Raw genomic sequence first — 15452 nt, forward strand, 5'->3', positions numbered from 1 at the left:
GGTCCCTTCATGTCTGCCGCCGCGCCTCGAAGCCCAGCAGCACGACGCCGCGTGCGGGGACGCGCCAATGCGTCACCGCGCCCAGTGATTCCTCGCCCCGCACCGGGTCGGCACTATCCAGCAGCATCGTCCATGTCCCCGGCACCGGCGGCAGGCTGCACTGCGCATCCTCCGCCCCCGCATTCAGGATCAGATAGGTGGTGTCCGTCCCGTTCCAAGCATCCGGACAGGACCGCAGCAGGCCCAGCACGCGTCCCCCTGCGTCGTTCCAATCCTCGGGCATCATCAGATTGCCGTTGGCACCGTACCAGGCGATGTCGGTCAGGCCAGGCACGGTCTCGCGATGTCCATACAGATAGCCGCGCCAGCGGACCGACGGGTGTGCGGCGCGCACCGCGATCAGCCGCGCCACGAAGGCGGACATCGCCCGGCCGGCCGGACTCTCCGCCAGCGACCAGTCGAGCCATGTCGTAGCATTATCCTGACAATAGGCGTTGTTGTTCCCATGCTGGGTCTGGCCGAATTCGTCGCCCGCCAGGATCATCGGCGTGCCCTGCGACAGGAACAGGGTCGCCGTCATGGCGCGCCTCAGCCGGTCGCGTGTGGCGATGATCGCCGGATCGTCGGTCGGGCCCTCGACACCCCAGTTGGCGCTGTAATTCTCGGAATGGCCGTCCTGTCCGTTCTCGCCATTCGCGTCATTGTGACGGTTGTCGTAGCTGACGATGTCCATCAGCGTGAAACCGTCGTGGGACGTCACGAAATTCAGCGAACTCCATGGCCGCCGCCCGCGCCGGTCGAAGATGTCGCCCGACCCGCTGAGCCGCGCCGCCAGGTCCCCGCGCTGCAGCGGATCGCCGCGCCAGAATCGCCGCACCGTGTCGCGGAACCGGTCGTTCCATTCGGCGAATCCGGGTGGATGGTTCCCCAGCTGATAGCCACCCGGCCCCGGATCCCACGGTTCGGCAATCAGCTTGAGCATCGAAAGAACCGGATCCTGCCGCAGGACGTCGAAGAATCCGCAGAGCTGATCGAAACCGTAGCTCTCCCGCCCGAGCGTGGAGCACAGGTCGAAGCGGAACCCGTCGACATGGAAATCGTCCGCCCAGTGCCGCAGCGAATCCATCACCATCTGCAGGACACGCGGATGGGACAGGTTCAACGTGTTGCCGCAGCCGGTATCGTTGATCAGATGCCGCTCGGCCTCCGGGACCAGCCGGTAGTAGCTGGCATTATCCAGGCCGCGATAGCACAGGGTCGGCCCCAGTTCGCTTCCTTCGCAGGTATGGTTGTAGACGACGTCCAAGATTACCTCGATCCCGGCCGCGTGCAGGCGACGGATCGCGGTCCGGACCTCGTGGGGCGAGCCCTCGGCCAGATAGCCGGCATGGGGAGCGAAGAAAGCCAGCGTGTTGTAGCCCCAATAATTCGTCAGCCCCCGTTCCAGCAGGAACCGGTCCTTGACATAGGAATGGATGGGCATCAGTTCCAATGTCGTGATACCCAGCCGCAGCAAATGGTCGATCAGCTGCGGATCAGCCAGGGCGCGGAAGGTGCCGCGTTCCACCGGCATCAGGTCGCCGCGCCGCATCGTCAGGCCGCGCAGATGCGCCTCCATGATTACCGTCCGGTCCCACGGCACGCGCGGCAGCCGGTCGTCGCCCCAGTTGAAGGCGTCGTTGGTGACCACGCATTTCGGCATCGCCGGCGCGCTGTCTCGCCGGTCGATCGACAGATCGACGCGCGGCGAGTTGATCCGGTAGCCGAACAGCGAATCCGACCAGCTGAGCTGCCCGTGCAGGGCGCGGGCATAGGGATCGATCAGCAGCTTGTGCGGATTGAACCGATGGCCGCGCAGCGGCTCATACGGGCCATAGGCGCGAAATCCGTACAGCAGCCCGGGCCGCGCATCGGGCAGGTAGCCGTGCCAGACCTCGTCGGTGCGTTCCGGCAGTTCGAAACGCGCGATTTCGCGCCGGCCGGAAGGATCGAAGATGCACAGGTCGATCCGCAGCGCATTGGCCGAAAATACCGCGAAATTGACGCCCAGACCATCCCATGTCGCGCCCAGGGGCATGTTGGACCCCGCCCCCAGGCGCGCGGGAAAGCGCATCATGCGTGGCCTCCAGCGGGCGAGAGATACAGCACGCCCAGTGGCGGAAGCGTCAGGACGCAGGACTGGGCATAGCCATGGGCGCCCTCGAACGTCGTATGTACGCCGCCTTCGTTGCCGACACCCGACCCCTGGTAGTCCTGCGCGTCGGTATTGAGCATTTCCCGCCAGTATCCCGCCACCGGAACGCCGATACGATAATCGGAACGCGGCACCGGGGTCATGTTGCACACCACCAGCACGGGCGCCGCGCCATGCGCCAGACGCAGCCAGGCAAAGACGGAATTGTCGTCGTCGTCGCCGATGACCCAGGCGAAGCCCTGCGGCAGGCAGTCCTCGCGATGCAGGGCGGGAAGATCGCGATAGAGACGATTGACGTCGCGGACCAGCGCCTGCACCCCGCGCGCCATCGGATTGCCAAGTCCGGCCCAGTCGATTTCGCCGTCGGCATGCCATTCATGGACCTGCGCCACCTCGCCGCCCATGAACAGCAGTTTCTTGCCCGGATGCGCCCACATGAAGGCGAAATAGGCCCGCATCCCCGCATGCCTTCGCCATTCGTCGCCGGGCATGCGCGATATCAGCGACCCCTTGCCGTGCACGACCTCGTCATGGGACAACGGCAGGATGAAACGTTCGGAAAAAGCGTAGTAGAGACCAAACATGATTTCGGAATGATGGTACCGCCGCCAGACCGGATCGCGCGAGATATATTGCAAGGTATCGTGCATCCACCCCATGTTCCATTTATAGGCGAAGCCCAGGCCGCCATCCGCGACCGGCTGGCTGACCCCCGGCCAGGCGGTGGATTCCTCGGCGATCACCATGGCGGACGGGCAATAATGGGCGACCGTCATGTTCAGGTCGCGCAGGAACTGGATGGCCTCCAGGTTCTCTCGTCCGCCATGGATGTTCGAGATCCACTCCCCTTCCGCGCGGCTGTAGTCGCGGTAGAGCATCGACGCCACCGCATCGACCCGCAGGCCGTCGACATGATAGCGCTGCAGCCACATCAGGGCGCTGCCGATCAGGAAGCCCCGGACTTCGTGTCGGCCGAAATTGTAGATCAGCGTGTGCCAGTCGGGATGGAACCCTTCTCGGCGGTCTTCATGTTCATACAGGCATGACCCGTCGAACCGGGCCAGGCCGTGCGTATCGGCGGGGAAATGCGCCGGCACCCAATCGAGAATGACACCCAGCCCCGCCCGATGGCAGGCATTCACGAAGGATGCGAACTGCTCGGGCGTTCCATAGCGGGCGGAGGGCGCGTACAGCCCCAGCGTCTGGTACCCCCACGACCCGCCGAACGGATGCTCCATGATCGGCATCAGTTCGATATGGCTGAAGCCCATGTCCACGACATAAGGGATCAGCGTCCGTTCCAGTTCGTCCCAGCGCATGATGCCGGCCGGGTCGCCGGCCGGCCGCCGCCACGAGGCCGCGTGCACTTCATAGATCGACAGGGGGGCCGAGTCCGCCTGCCTGGCGGCTCGCCCGTTCATCCAGTCTTCGTCTTCCCAGGGGAAAGGCCGCGGATCGACAACGATGGAGGCGGTCGCCGGTGGCCGTTCCGTCGCCAGCGCCATGGGGTCGGCCTTGGGCGGCAGCAGGCGGCGGTCCTGGTCCAGGATCTCGTACTTGTAGCGCTCGCCCGGGCCTATCCGGGGGATGAACAATTCCCAGATCCCGGCCGCATGCCGCAGGCGCATCGGATGGCGGCGCCCGTCCCATACGTTGAAATCGCCGATGACGGACACGCGGAAGGCGTTCGGCGCCCACAGGGCGAAGCGCACGCCCGTCACGCCCCCGATTTCCATCACCTGGGCGCCCATGACGCGATCGAGGTCGCGATGCCGTCCCTCGGTGAACAGATGCAGGTCCAGCTCACCCAGCAGCAGGCCGAAGGAATAGGAATCCTCGGTTTCCTCCCATCCGTCGGCCCAGCCGATCTTCAGGCGGTAGGACGCCCCCGCCGGAACGGTGCCGACATACAGGCCCCGGTCGTCGACACGGCGCATCGCGCGTTCGATCGGGGCGGAACGCGGCCGCAGCACCACCAGCTTGACGGCACGGGCGTCGGGGCAGAAGGCGCGCACGATGTCGTTCCGCCCGTTCGCATGGCGTCCCAGCACCGAAAACGGATCGGCGCAGACGCCTCGAAGCAGGTCTTCGGTCCCAGGGGGCAGGATGGAGGCACTGTCATTCCGGGCAGCATTCATGAGGCGGGATTCCGGCTGGCGGGCGGCGGGGCGGCGTCGGTCGGCAGGGATGGTCGTGGGGCGGCGGCGGGGTCAATGCGGCCGGGCATGCGGATCGTGTCCCCGCACGCGCGACCGCCGCGCGGCGTGCCGGACCAGGCGTCCGGTCCGTGGCGAAGGCAGGTCGACGCCGGGGCCCGGCAGCCATGGGCGCCGCCCGTGCCCCCCGCGCCGCGAGAGGAGAACGTCCTTCTCGACACCCGGGGAAACGGCATCGTTGCGTCCCAGCACCCGGCGGAACAATTGCGCGTACTCCCGCGCCTTGTGGCCCCAGGACACGTCGTAGCGTGCCCCATTGCGTTGCAGGTGGGACCAGCGGTCCGGGTCGCGGAACATCGCGCCGCCGCGCTGGATCGCGGCGACCAGCGTGTCGGGATCGGTGGGGAAGAACAGGAACCCCGTCGCCGCGTCGCATGCCATCGCCGCCGCGTTGGCGTCGATGATCGTGTCGGCCAGGCCGCCCACGCGCGACGCGATGGGCACGCACCCGTACCGGCTGGCGCACAGCTGCGTCAGGCCGCACGGTTCGAACCGCGACGGGATCAGCAGGCTGTCGGCCGCCGCCTGCAGGCGGTGGCCCAGCTGTTCGCTGTACCCGATATGGCAGGCCAGGCGATCGGAAAACCGGCGCGACAGGCGGACGAACGCCTGCTCCATCGCCGCCTCCCCGCTGCCGACGACGACCAGTTGCGTCCGGTCGTCCAGGATGCGCGGCACGACGTCGGCCAGGATGTCGACCCCCTTCTGCCCGGTCAGGCGGCTGACCAGGCCCAGCAGGAAGACGTCCGGATCCTGGCGCAGGCCGAATTCGGCCTGGAAGGCGCGCTTGTTGGGCCGGCGAGCCCGGAAGTCGCCCACATGATAGGGGAACAGGACGGCCGGATCGGTCGCCGGGTTCCAATCGTCCGTGTCGATTCCGTTGAGGATGCCGACCAGACGGTCGGACCGGCTGCGCAGCAGGCCATCCAGCCCCATCCCCCATTCCGGCTTCTGGATTTCCCGGGCATAGGTCGGCGACACCGTCGTGATCCAGGTGGCGAAATGCAGCCCCGCCTTCAGAAACCCGATATCGCCGTGATATTCCACGCCGTCCATGGCGAAGGCGTGGGGCGGCAGGCCGAACCGTTCCAGATCCTGCGCGGGGAAACGTCCCTGGAACGCGATATTGTGGATGGTATGGACGACCGGCGCCGCCGGATGGCCGTCATAATGCAGGTAGGCGGCGGCCAGGCCGGCCTGCCAGTCATGGGCCAGCACCAGGTCGGGCCGGTAGGCGGGAACCCCGCCCTGCGCGATCGTCGCCGCCACGCGCGACAAGGTTGCGAAGCGGACGCCGTTATCCGGCCAGTCCGCGCCATCGGGGCCGAGATAGGGATTGCCCTTGCGCCGGAACAAGGCCGGACTGTCCACCACCAGAAGGTGATGGCCCGCGGCGGTGCCTTCCAGCAGGGCGATTTCGACCCCCGGCAACGGCGTCATCTCCGCCACCCGGACCGGTCCTTCCAGCGCATCGAGCACGGCGGGATATCCCGGCAGAAGGGTCGTGACCGCCACGCCCTCGGCCCGCAAGGCCACGGGCAACGAACCGACGACGTCGCCGAGCCCCCCGGTCTTGACGAAGGGAAACATCTCGGACGCGACGGACAGCACCTGGACCGAACTGGACGGAACCTGGTGGTGTCGATCCATCTTTCTCGCCTTCCTGGTGTGGGGGAGGACGACGGCGCGAAGCCGCCATCAATCTATCGCCCTAACGAGCCGGAATGGCCGACGGCACATCGATCACAGGAAAGTGATATTCCGTAAAAACCAACGGCAGTTCCATCAACAATTCGAAATCACGACCGGATGACGGAGCCCACGTCCTGGGAGCGGGATTCCGTGAACATTCCGATTTCGACATAACATCGCCGGGTTCACCCGATTGTCAGCCATCTGCCCATGTCGTGATCCGCCACCCGGCTATCCGGCCAGCGGGTTCCGGCTAGAAACGAAGGGAAAATCGAGGAAACCGAGGAAGCCCATCAGCCGATGAATGTCCTGTCCCTGGCCCCGGAGGCCCCCACGCGCACCGCCGCCGACGCGCGTCACGTCATCGCGGCCTGTTTCCTCGGCTGGATGCTCGATGCCTGCGATTTCTTCATCGTCCTGTTCACGCTGGACAATGTCGCGCGCAGCTTCGCCACGACGCTGGAGACGATCCTGCTGGCCCCCACCCTGACCCTGGTCAGCCGTCCGCTGGGCGCGTACCTGTTCGGGCGGGCGGCGGATCGGTACGGACGCCGGCCCGTGCTGATGGCGACGATCTTGACCTACTCGTCCATCGAACTGCTGTCCGCCGCTGCGCCGACGCTGGGCCTGTTCCTGGCCCTGCGGCTACTGTTCGGGGTGGCGCTGGGCGGTGAATGGGGGGTCGGGACATCCCTGACCATGGAAACCGTTCCGGCCCACTGGCGGGGCATGGCCTCAGGACTGCTGCAGGCCGGCTATCCGGCCGGATACCTGCTGGCGTCGCTGCTGTTCCTGCTGCTGCCCGCGCTGGGCTGGCGCGGCCTGTTCGTGCTGGGCGCGACATCGGTGGTTTCGGTCGCCTATATCGCCTTCTTCGTGAAGGAAAGCCCGGTCTGGCTGGCGCGACGGCATGCGACGCACGTCGTCGGCGGCCCGGGCGGGGGCATGGTCCTGTCGCTGCTGCGGCGTCATGGGCCGCTGGTCCTCTATGCCGTGTGCCTGATGACGGCGTTCAATTTCCTCAGCCACGGGTCGCAGGATCTGTACCCCAAGATCTTCCTGGCCCTGCAGAAGAACATCGCGCATCCGACGATCACGCTCATCGTGGTGCTGTACAACCTGGCGGCCATCGCGGGGGGCCTGTGCTTCGGCATGCTGTCCGAACGGACCGGTCGGCCGCGCGCCATGGCGCTGGCGGCCGTCCTGGCGCTGCCGCTGCTGCCGCTTTGGGCGCTGTCCGGGTCGGTGCTGTGGATCGGCGTCGGCGCGGTGCTGATCCAGTTCTGCATCCAGGGCGCATGGGGCGTGGTCCCGGCCTATCTGAACGAACTGTCCCCGCCAGACGTCCGCGCGACCTTTCCCGGTGTCGCATACCAGCTTGGCAACCTGCTGGCCGCCAGCACCGGCCTGATCGAAAACGGGATCGCGTCGCACATGGGCGGCAACCTCGCGCCAGCTCTGATGCTGGTGGTCGGGGCCGCGGCGTGCGGCATCATCATGCTGACCCTGCTGAACGCGCAAGCACATCCCACGACGCTGCCGGCCTCCGTTCCATCCGGCGATCCCGCCTGACCCGTCGGGTTCTTTTGTGTATTCTTCTTGTGTTTTCCTGCCTTCACGTGCCGCCGGAGTGATCAGCCGCGCAGGTTTTCCCGCAGGGTCCGCCCGGTATAATTGCGGCGGAAGATCCCGCGTTTCTGCAGGATCGGCACCACGCTGCGCGCGAAGGTCTCGAACGTGCCGGGGAAGGCGGTCGGCGTCACGATGAACCCGTCGCAGCCATGGTTTTCAAAATAGAACTGCAACTGGTCGGCGACGCTTTCGGGCGTCCCCACGATCTGGGGACAGAGTTCGCTGGTGGCGAAGCGCCGCGCGACCTCGCCCAGCGTCAACCCTTCCGAGCGGGTGACCCGGACGATGATGTCGAACGAGCCACGCGATCCTTCCTCGAGCGCGATATCCTCGATCGGACGGTCGGCGGGATAGCGCGACAGGTCGATTCCCGTCTGTGACGAGACCAGGGCCAGGGCGAGGTCAGTATCGATCAGGCTGTTCACATACTCCTGCTTTTCCCGGGCGATCGATTCCGTCTCGCCGATGATCGGATCGACCGAGGTCAGGATGGCGCATTCCCCGGGCGCGCGACCCAGGGCCGCCATACGGGTCTTGATGTCGGTATAGAAGGCCTGCATGTCCTCCAGCGCGTGCTGGAGGGTGAAGATCATTTCCGACCAGCGGGCGGCAAAGGCCCGCCCGCGATCCGACGACCCGGCCTGCATGATGACCGGATGGCCCTGCGGCCCGCGCGGGGCCGTCAGCGGCCCGGCGGTGCGGACCCATTTTCCCTGGTAATCGGTGCGATGCAGGCGGGACGGGTCGGCGAACACGCCCTGTTCCTTGTCCAGGACGATGGCGTCGTCATCCCACGACCGCCACAGCGCCATGCAGGCCTCCAGCACCTCGTCCGCGCGGTCGTAGCGCGCATTGCGCGCCGGCAGGGCGTCGGCACCGAAATTGCGGGCCTCGAGCGTCGAGGCCGACGTGACCACGTTCCACGCCGCCCGCCCCTGGCTGATGATGTCCATGGTCGCCAGCGTCCGGGCAATCTGGTACGGGTTGTGGAACGTCGTCGAAATCGTCGCCCCCAGCCCGATATGGCGGGTCGCCCGCGCCATGATCGCCAACAGCGGAATCGGGTCAAGCAGTGTCAATTGCCCGCCCCGCCGCACCATCGTGTCGTAGCCGCCCTGGAAATTGTCCGGAATCCCCAGCACGTCGGCAAAGAACAGGCCGTCGAAACATCCGCGTTCCAGCACCCGGGCGACATGTTCGTAGGCTGCGGGGTCGAGGAACGCATTCTCGGATTCCGGATGACGCCACATGCCGTGATGATGCGACGTGGGACCGGCCATCAGGAAAGCGACGAGGTGCATCTGTCGGGTCATGAACGATCGCCCTGCGCGGTTGGAAATGGGGAGGGAGGATGCCCCGGACGGCGGGCCTGCCGGTACCGGCGGATGCCGTAGCATCCCAGGCAGGCGGCCAGCGTACCGAGGCTGGCGAACAGGGTGGGGCGCTGCAGATCGTCCCCCAGCATGGCGGCCAGCGCGCCCAGCAATGCCACGATCACGACCGCATGACTGAAAGGCGCGCAACGGACCCCCATCCCCCCGGCCGCGGCCAGGACGCGATTCCCCGTCTTCCACATCGTCCAGTGCGCCATCACGACCATGACATAGACAAACAGGATGACGGATCCGCTGGCACTGAGCAGGAAGGCGAAGACCCGGTCCGGCGAGATCAGCGACAGGGCGGCCACAGCGCACCCCGCGGCGGCGCAGGCCGCGATCGCCCGGACCGGAATGGTGCGGCGGACGCGACGCGACAGGATCGCCGGCGCATCGCCATGATCGGCCAGTTCGGCCAGCAGCCGGGACGTGACGTACAGGGCCGAATTCAGGCAGGACAGGATCGCCACGAACACGATCGCGGTCATGATCGTGGTGGCGCCCGGCACGCCGATCACCACCATCGCCTGCAGGAACGGGGACCGGCCGGCGGCCATCTCCCGCCAGGGCAGGATGGCCAGGATCGGCACGGCGGACAGCAGGTAGAATCCCCCCATGCGCAATCCGACGCTGCGGGTCAGGCGACGGGCGAAAAACTTGCCGTCGCCGGATTCCGCCGCCGCGACCAGCACCATTTCGGCCCCCATCATGGTGAACATCACCGTCGGCAGCGCGCCCGCCACGACGCCGTAGCCATGCGGCGCGAAGCGCGCCCACGACCCGAAATTGGCCGCGATGCCCGGGGGCGACGGGTGGGCCCTCAAGCAGTACAGCACCGCCAGGATCACGAAGAGGACGATGCTGGCGATCTTCACCGCGCACAGGACGAATTCCAGTTCGGCGAAGATCCGCACCGACATGCCGTTCAGCATCGCCAGGGCCAGCACCAGCAGGGGCGCCAGCAGCCCGACCGGCAGCGGCAGGACGTCATGCAGCATGATCGCGCCTGCGATCGCCTCGCTGCCGATGACCACGACCCAGAAGAAGAGGTACAGCCAGCCTGCGACGAATCCCCCCCAGGCCCCCAGCCCATGACGGACATGCGCGACGAAGGAGCCGTCGCACGGATCCGCGATGACCATGTCACCCAGCATGTCCATGACCGCCATCAGCAGCAGCGCCGTCGCCAGGACGCTCAGCAGCGACGCCGGCCCCGCCGCGGCGACGACCGACCCGCTGCCGACGAAGAAGCCGGCCCCCAGCATGCCGCCCAGGGCGATCATCGCCACATGCCGCCGCCGGATGGGCGCCGCCGCTGCCATCGGAGTTCCCGTCATGCGATGCGTTCCCCGCCGCTGTCCGCCCACTGCCCGTTGTGGTCGTCGGTCGTCACGCCTGTTCCGGGACGATGACCTGGCCGGACGCCGAATTACGCTTCGGATCCGCAACAATGTCAGCAGACTGACGGTGGCCGCGCAAGCCCAAACGGGCCGTGCGCGTCAACTCATGCGCAGGGGGGCGCGGCCATAGGCATTGCCCGCAACGACCAGGCGTGTCAGCGACCGCAGGAACGCCGTGCGTTCGCGCCCCGCCAGGGCCTCGACGGTGCGCAGATGGGCCCGTCGGGCGGGTTCGGCCATCTGGTCGAGCAGCGCCGCGCCCGCCTCCGTCAGATAGACCCGCTTCAGACGGCGGTCGCTCGGCGTCCGTTCGCGCCGGATCAGGGCCCGCTTCTCCAGCCGCGCCACGACGTTCGCCAGGGTCGCGCGGTCTACCCCGACCTCCTGCGTCAGTTCGTTCTGGTCCCGACCGGGCTGGGCCAGCACGACGCTCATGATGCTGTACTGGACCGGCGTCACGTTGAACGCCGCGCATTCCTCGGCGAACAGGGCGACATGGATCTGGTGCAGGCGGCGGATCAGGAATCCCGGCCGTTCGGCCAGGTTGCCGGCCATGATGCCGTCGAAGGGGGCGCAGGCGCAGGTGGGTTCATCCGTCATGCCGGAACGATACCAAGCGTTTCAGGGCACGCCAAACGATCCGCACCATCAGCCGCCCTGCGCCCAGCCGCGCGGGGGGCGCCGGCGCGGCCTCGCCCCGCAGGCGGGCCTGCAGGCTGGCGCCGACCGTTCGTGCGATTTCCGTGGCGAAGACCTGCACGACCGGCCCGCGTCCGAACTGCGCCAGAGGTCCGCGCAGGGCATAGCGCATGTCCATCTCCAGCCGGCAACGCTCCGCGCCGTCGGGAATCACGTGGAATTCCGCCTCCCCCGACAGGCGCGTGCCGCTGGCCTGGTCCTGCCCCCGGCAGACCAGGCGCCCCGACATCGCATCGGTGCGATATTCCACCGTCGCCTCGCCGCCGAAAGCGGCCTGGATCGGCCCCAGGCTGACCCGCATTTCACCCACCAGCCGGTCGTCCTGCCGTGACAGCAGGCGGGCGCCCGGCACGCATTCCACGACCAGGACCGGATCGCGGACCGCCGCCCACACCTGGTCGGCGGGCACGTCCAGCATCAGGACCTGCCGCATCCGGTCCGGCGCGCCGTCCGGCCCGGCATCCGGGGCCGCGACTGGGGCTCCGGTTGCCGGGTCCATCACCCCTGTACCGGCACCCGTGTCGCGCAGGCGCGGCGCGAAGCGGGCGGCCGGCAGGGGGGCTGGACGGACGGGGGCCGCCTCGCCCCGCCGGGCGTCCAGCACCCGCAGGATCGCGCGCACGATGCCGCCATAGCCCGTGCACCGGCATAAATTCCCCGCCAGTTCCAGCCGGACCCGCGCCTCGTCCGCGCCGGGCAGGCGCAGGACGATGTCGCGGGCGGTGACCAGCATCCCCGGCGTGCAATAGCCGCATTGCAGCGCATGCTCCGCGGTGAAGGCGGCGCGCAGTTCGGCGACGACCGCATCCTCGGCCAGTCCCTCGATGGTGCGGACCGACCGCCCGGCGCAGGCCACGGCGCCGGTGATGCAGGACCGCACCGGCGCGCCGTCCAGCAGAATGGTGCACGCGCCGCACACGCCATGCTCGCACCCCAGATGGGTCCCGGTCAGCAGGTGGGTGTCGCGCAGCAGGTCGGCCAGGCTGGTGCGGGGCGCGATGTCGGCCCCGCGCGTCCGTTCGTTGATGGTCAGCGTGACGCGCGTCATGCTGGCATTACCCTTCCGTTCGTGGCCTGCGCCAGGGCCCGGGCGGCGACAACCGCCTGCATGCGCCGTTCGACCCGCCCCAGGCCCGATCCCGCCAGCGCATCCCCGACACAGGCGGGATCGGCGCGCACGCCCTGCAGCAGGACGGGCGCGCCGCCGGTCGCCCCGATCACCAGCCGCCGCACGCCCCGCGCCGGATCGACCAGCAGGGCGGCCATCGCATGGGCGAATTCCCCCGGCTTGCGGCAGGCCTTCACATACCCCCAGCCGAAGCCCGGCCCGGGACGCGGAATATGCACCGCCTGGACGATCTCGCCCGCCGCCAGCACCGTGCGGAACGCCCCGGTGACGAAACCCGCCAGTGGGATCATCCGGCCGCCGGACGGGGTCCAGGTCAGGACCGACGCGTCCAGCGCCGTCAGGGTAATGAGCCAGTCCGCCCCCGGATCGGCGTGGCACAGGCTGCCGCCGATCGTGCCGCGATTGCGCACGGCGCGATAGGCGATGCCGCCTGCAATGCGCGACAGCACGCCCCCCGGCAGGTCGGGCACGCGTCCATCCTCGATCGCGGCATGGCAGGTCGCGGCGCCCAGCGTGATGACCTGGGCGGTATCCTCCACCCCGGTCAGGCCCGCCAGCGCCGCCAGCGCGACCAGGTGATCGGGGCGCGCCACGCGGAAATTCAGCATCGGGCCCAGCGACTGCCCCCCCGCGATCGGCCGTGCGCCGGGACGGGCGATCAGGCGGGCGGCCTCTTCCAGCGTGACGGGGCAGTCATGGTCGAAGGCGACGGGCTTCATGACACCCCCCTGTCGCAACGATCCATCAGCGCCTGCACGATGCGGTGCGGCGTGATCGGCAGTCGGTCGACCGACACGCCCAGCGGGCGCAGCGCGTCGTTGACGGCGTTGGCGATGGCCGCCGGGGGCCCGATGGCCCCGCCCTCGCCGATGCCCTTCTGTCCGAATGCGCTGTATGGCGACGGGGTCACCATGTGGTCGACCCGCAGCGCCGGAACCTCGGTCGCGCCAGGCAGCATGTAGTCGGCCAGCGTCGTCGCCAGCGGCTGCCCCGCGGAATCGAAGGGCATTTCCTCGTACAACGCGGTACCGATGCCCTGGGCGACGCCGCCATGCACCTGCCCGTCGACGATCATCGGATTGACCAGCACGCCGCCATCCTCGCAGATCGCGTAATCAAGAATGGCAACATCCCCCAGTTCGGTATCCACCGACACCACGACCGCGTGCGCGGCATAGCTGAACGTGCCCGTATCGCGCAGCGTCTTGTACCCGCCGGTGATTTCCAGGCCGCCGGAACAGACATCCGCCGGCAGTTCCTGCGGCCGCAGGTACCAGGTGCGCGCGACCTCGCTGATCGAAACGGTGCGGGCGCCGCACACCACCTGCCCGCGTTCGATCCGCGCCGCGTCGGGCGCGACCTGCAGCAGATGCGCGCCGATCGCCAGGATGCGTTCGCCCAGTTCGCGGCAGGCGGTCGCCACCGCTCCACCCGCCATCACCATGCAGCGCGACCCCCATGTCCCCGTCGAGTACGGGGTCAGGGCGGTGTCGCCATGCACCACGCGGATCCGTTCTATGGAAATGCCCAGGATTTCATGCCCGACCTGCGCCAGGGTGGTTTCCAGCCCCTGCCCGTGCGACTGGATGCCCACGCGCAATTCCAGGCCGCCATCGGGCGTCAGCCGGGCGACCGCCTGTTCGAATCCCGGCACCATCGGGATGCCCCAGCCATGATAGACCGACGTGCCATGGGCCCCCTGTTCGCAGAAGATCGCGAATCCGATCCCCAGCCGCACCGGTCCGTCCTGCACCGCCTGCCGGCGCCGGACACCCTCGACATCGATCGCCGCGACCACCCGCCGCAGGGCCTCGGGATAATCGCCGCTGTCGAAATGCTTGTTGGTGATGTTGTCGAACGGCATCGCGTCCGCCGGTACCAGGTTGCGCAGCCGCACCAGATGCGGCGCGAGGCCGGTTTCGGCCGCGATGGCGTCCATCATGGTTTCCATCGCATAGCAGACGCCGGCGCGCGCCACGCCGCGATAGGGCACGATCCCCGCCTTGTTCGTCGCGACCGACCGCGTGACGCAGCGATAGGCGTCCATCCGGTAGGGGCCGGGCAGGATGCTGGCGACCTGGGCGGCCTCCAGACAGGCCGAGAACGGATAGATCGAATAGGCGCCCGCATCGACCGACGCATCGGCGTCCAGCGCGATCAGCCGTCCGTCGGCGTCGGCATAGGCGGTCAGGTCGTAATGATGCTCGCGGCAATTGGCGTTTCCGGCCAGCTGTTCGCGCCGGTCCTCGATCCAGCGCACCGGATGGCCCAGATGCCGCGCCAGGAAACCCGCGCAGACCTCCTCGGGCAACAGGATGCCCTTGTAGCCGAATCCGCCACCGACATCGGGGGCAATGATGCGCACCTGTTCCTCGGGCAGGCCAAGGCAGCCGGCCAGGCCGGTACGCACGATATGCGGCATCTGCGTCGAGGTCGTCAGCACCAGCTGTTCCAGCCGCGCTTCCCACCGGGCGATGACGCCGCGCCCTTCCATCGGCGACATGCATTGCCGCGCGGTACGCAGCGTGCGGCGCACCACCACCGGCGCGGTCCGCGCGATCTCCGCCAGGTCGGCCTCGACCCGCGTCTGCAGGAACAGGTTGTCGCCCCAATGGTCGTGCACCAGGGGCGCGTCCGGCCGCGCGGCGTCCAGCATGTCAGACAGCGCCGGCAGTTCGTCATATTCGACGATGACGGCGGCGGCCAGGTCCTCGGCCTCGGCGCGCGTGTCGGCGACGCAGACGGCCACGGCCTCGCCGACATGGCGGACCTTCCCGCTCGCCAGCGCCGGCTGGGCCGAGCTTTTGAAACCCGGCAGGCCTGAATTGGCGATAATGGGCAGCACGTCGCACAGGTCGTCCGCGGTGAAGACCAGATGCGCGGCGTCGGCGGGCTTGCGGATCGAGACCAGGCGAGCATGGGCATAGGGGCTGCGCACGAACGCCAGTTCGCGCATGCCGGCCAGCCGGATATCGCCGACATATTCCCCCGTTCCCCGCAAGTAACGATCGTCTTCCTTGCGCGGCACCGAATGGCCGACCCCCTGCCCCGTGTTCCCCGGTGCCGTATCCCCCGCCCGGATGCCGTCGCCCGCCATCGCCCTCCGTCCCTTTT

Annotated in this window: 10 protein-coding genes; 1 reads left to right on the forward strand and 9 read right to left on the reverse strand. The window is 68.2% G+C overall.

From position 1 onward, the window contains the following. Positions 1–7: 7 nt before the first annotated feature. The 3 genes from glgX to glgA all read right to left on the reverse strand — a co-directional run bounded on the left by glgX (position 8) and on the right by glgA (position 6060). On the reverse strand, positions 8–2116 hold the full coding sequence (gene glgX, locus HLH28_RS07845) for a glycogen debranching protein GlgX (protein ID WP_182957143.1): 2109 nt from the start codon (positions 2114–2116) through the stop codon (positions 8–10). After that, positions 2113–4332, reverse strand: a complete 2220-nt coding sequence (glgB, locus tag HLH28_RS07850) for a 1,4-alpha-glucan branching protein GlgB (RefSeq protein ID WP_182957148.1) — start codon at positions 4330–4332, stop codon at positions 2113–2115. Before glgB ends, glgX begins: the two co-directional genes overlap by 4 nt. Before the next feature lie 72 nt (positions 4333–4404). After that, positions 4405–6060: a glycogen synthase GlgA gene (glgA, locus tag HLH28_RS07855; RefSeq protein ID WP_182957151.1), complete on the reverse strand. Its 1656-nt coding sequence runs from the start codon at positions 6058–6060 to the stop codon at positions 4405–4407. Positions 6061–6402: 342 nt separating this feature from the next. Here glgA and HLH28_RS07860 point away from each other — a divergent pair, with 342 nt between their 5' ends. Then, positions 6403–7674, forward strand: coding sequence for an MFS transporter (locus tag HLH28_RS07860; protein ID WP_182957154.1), 1272 nt, complete (start codon positions 6403–6405; stop codon positions 7672–7674). A 62-nt stretch (positions 7675–7736) separates the two neighbouring features. Here the strand turns inward: HLH28_RS07860 and HLH28_RS07865 are convergent, their stop codons facing one another. The 6 genes from HLH28_RS07865 to HLH28_RS07890 form a co-directional block, all read right to left on the reverse strand. Further along, positions 7737–9047, reverse strand: a complete 1311-nt coding sequence (locus tag HLH28_RS07865) for an LLM class flavin-dependent oxidoreductase (RefSeq protein WP_182957156.1) — start codon at positions 9045–9047, stop codon at positions 7737–7739. After that, a complete protein-coding gene (locus HLH28_RS07870) occupies positions 9044–10447 on the reverse strand; it encodes an amino acid permease (protein WP_182957159.1) in 1404 nt (467 codons plus the stop codon). Before HLH28_RS07870 ends, HLH28_RS07865 begins: the two co-directional genes overlap by 4 nt. Before the next feature lie 162 nt (positions 10448–10609). Next, positions 10610–11110, reverse strand: coding sequence for a MarR family winged helix-turn-helix transcriptional regulator (locus tag HLH28_RS07875; protein WP_182957162.1), 501 nt, complete (start codon positions 11108–11110; stop codon positions 10610–10612). Next, positions 11100–12257, reverse strand: coding sequence for a 2Fe-2S iron-sulfur cluster-binding protein (locus HLH28_RS07880; RefSeq protein WP_182957165.1), 1158 nt, complete (start codon positions 12255–12257; stop codon positions 11100–11102). Before HLH28_RS07880 ends, HLH28_RS07875 begins: the two co-directional genes overlap by 11 nt. Beyond that, positions 12254–13057 carry an FAD binding domain-containing protein gene (locus tag HLH28_RS07885; protein WP_182957167.1) on the reverse strand — a complete coding sequence of 268 codons (804 nt, stop codon included), beginning with the start codon at positions 13055–13057 and terminating at the stop codon, positions 12254–12256. Before HLH28_RS07885 ends, HLH28_RS07880 begins: the two co-directional genes overlap by 4 nt. Continuing rightward, complete coding sequence (locus tag HLH28_RS07890; protein WP_182957170.1) at positions 13054–15435, reverse strand: xanthine dehydrogenase family protein molybdopterin-binding subunit; 2382 nt, start codon at positions 15433–15435, stop codon at positions 13054–13056. Before HLH28_RS07890 ends, HLH28_RS07885 begins: the two co-directional genes overlap by 4 nt. Between the last annotated feature and the right edge of the window lie 17 nt (positions 15436–15452).

The organism is Gluconacetobacter tumulisoli (genome assembly GCF_014174155.1).
In the GTDB taxonomy this organism is placed as follows: Bacteria; Pseudomonadota; Alphaproteobacteria; order Acetobacterales; family Acetobacteraceae; genus Gluconacetobacter; species Gluconacetobacter tumulisoli.

Bases quoted from the DNA above. Each gene is read 5' to 3' on its own strand.
- HLH28_RS07875 (WP_182957162.1), bottom strand. From the start codon at position 11,110: ATGACGGATGAACCCACCTGCGCCTGCGCCCCCTTCGACGGCATCATG.
- HLH28_RS07890 (WP_182957170.1), bottom strand. From the start codon at position 15,435: ATGGCGGGCGACGGCATCCGGGCGGGGGATACGGCACCGGGGAACACG.
- glgA (WP_182957151.1), bottom strand. From the start codon at position 6,060: ATGGATCGACACCACCAGGTTCCGTCCAGTTCGGTCCAGGTGCTGTCC.
- HLH28_RS07865 (WP_182957156.1), bottom strand. From the start codon at position 9,047: ATGACCCGACAGATGCACCTCGTCGCTTTCCTGATGGCCGGTCCCACG.
- glgB (WP_182957148.1), bottom strand. From the start codon at position 4,332: ATGAATGCTGCCCGGAATGACAGTGCCTCCATCCTGCCCCCTGGGACC.
- glgX (WP_182957143.1), bottom strand. From the start codon at position 2,116: ATGATGCGCTTTCCCGCGCGCCTGGGGGCGGGGTCCAACATGCCCCTG.
- HLH28_RS07880 (WP_182957165.1), bottom strand. From the start codon at position 12,257: ATGACGCGCGTCACGCTGACCATCAACGAACGGACGCGCGGGGCCGAC.
- HLH28_RS07870 (WP_182957159.1), bottom strand. From the start codon at position 10,447: ATGACGGGAACTCCGATGGCAGCGGCGGCGCCCATCCGGCGGCGGCAT.
- HLH28_RS07885 (WP_182957167.1), bottom strand. From the start codon at position 13,057: ATGAAGCCCGTCGCCTTCGACCATGACTGCCCCGTCACGCTGGAAGAG.
- HLH28_RS07860 (WP_182957154.1), top strand. From the start codon at position 6,403: ATGAATGTCCTGTCCCTGGCCCCGGAGGCCCCCACGCGCACCGCCGCC.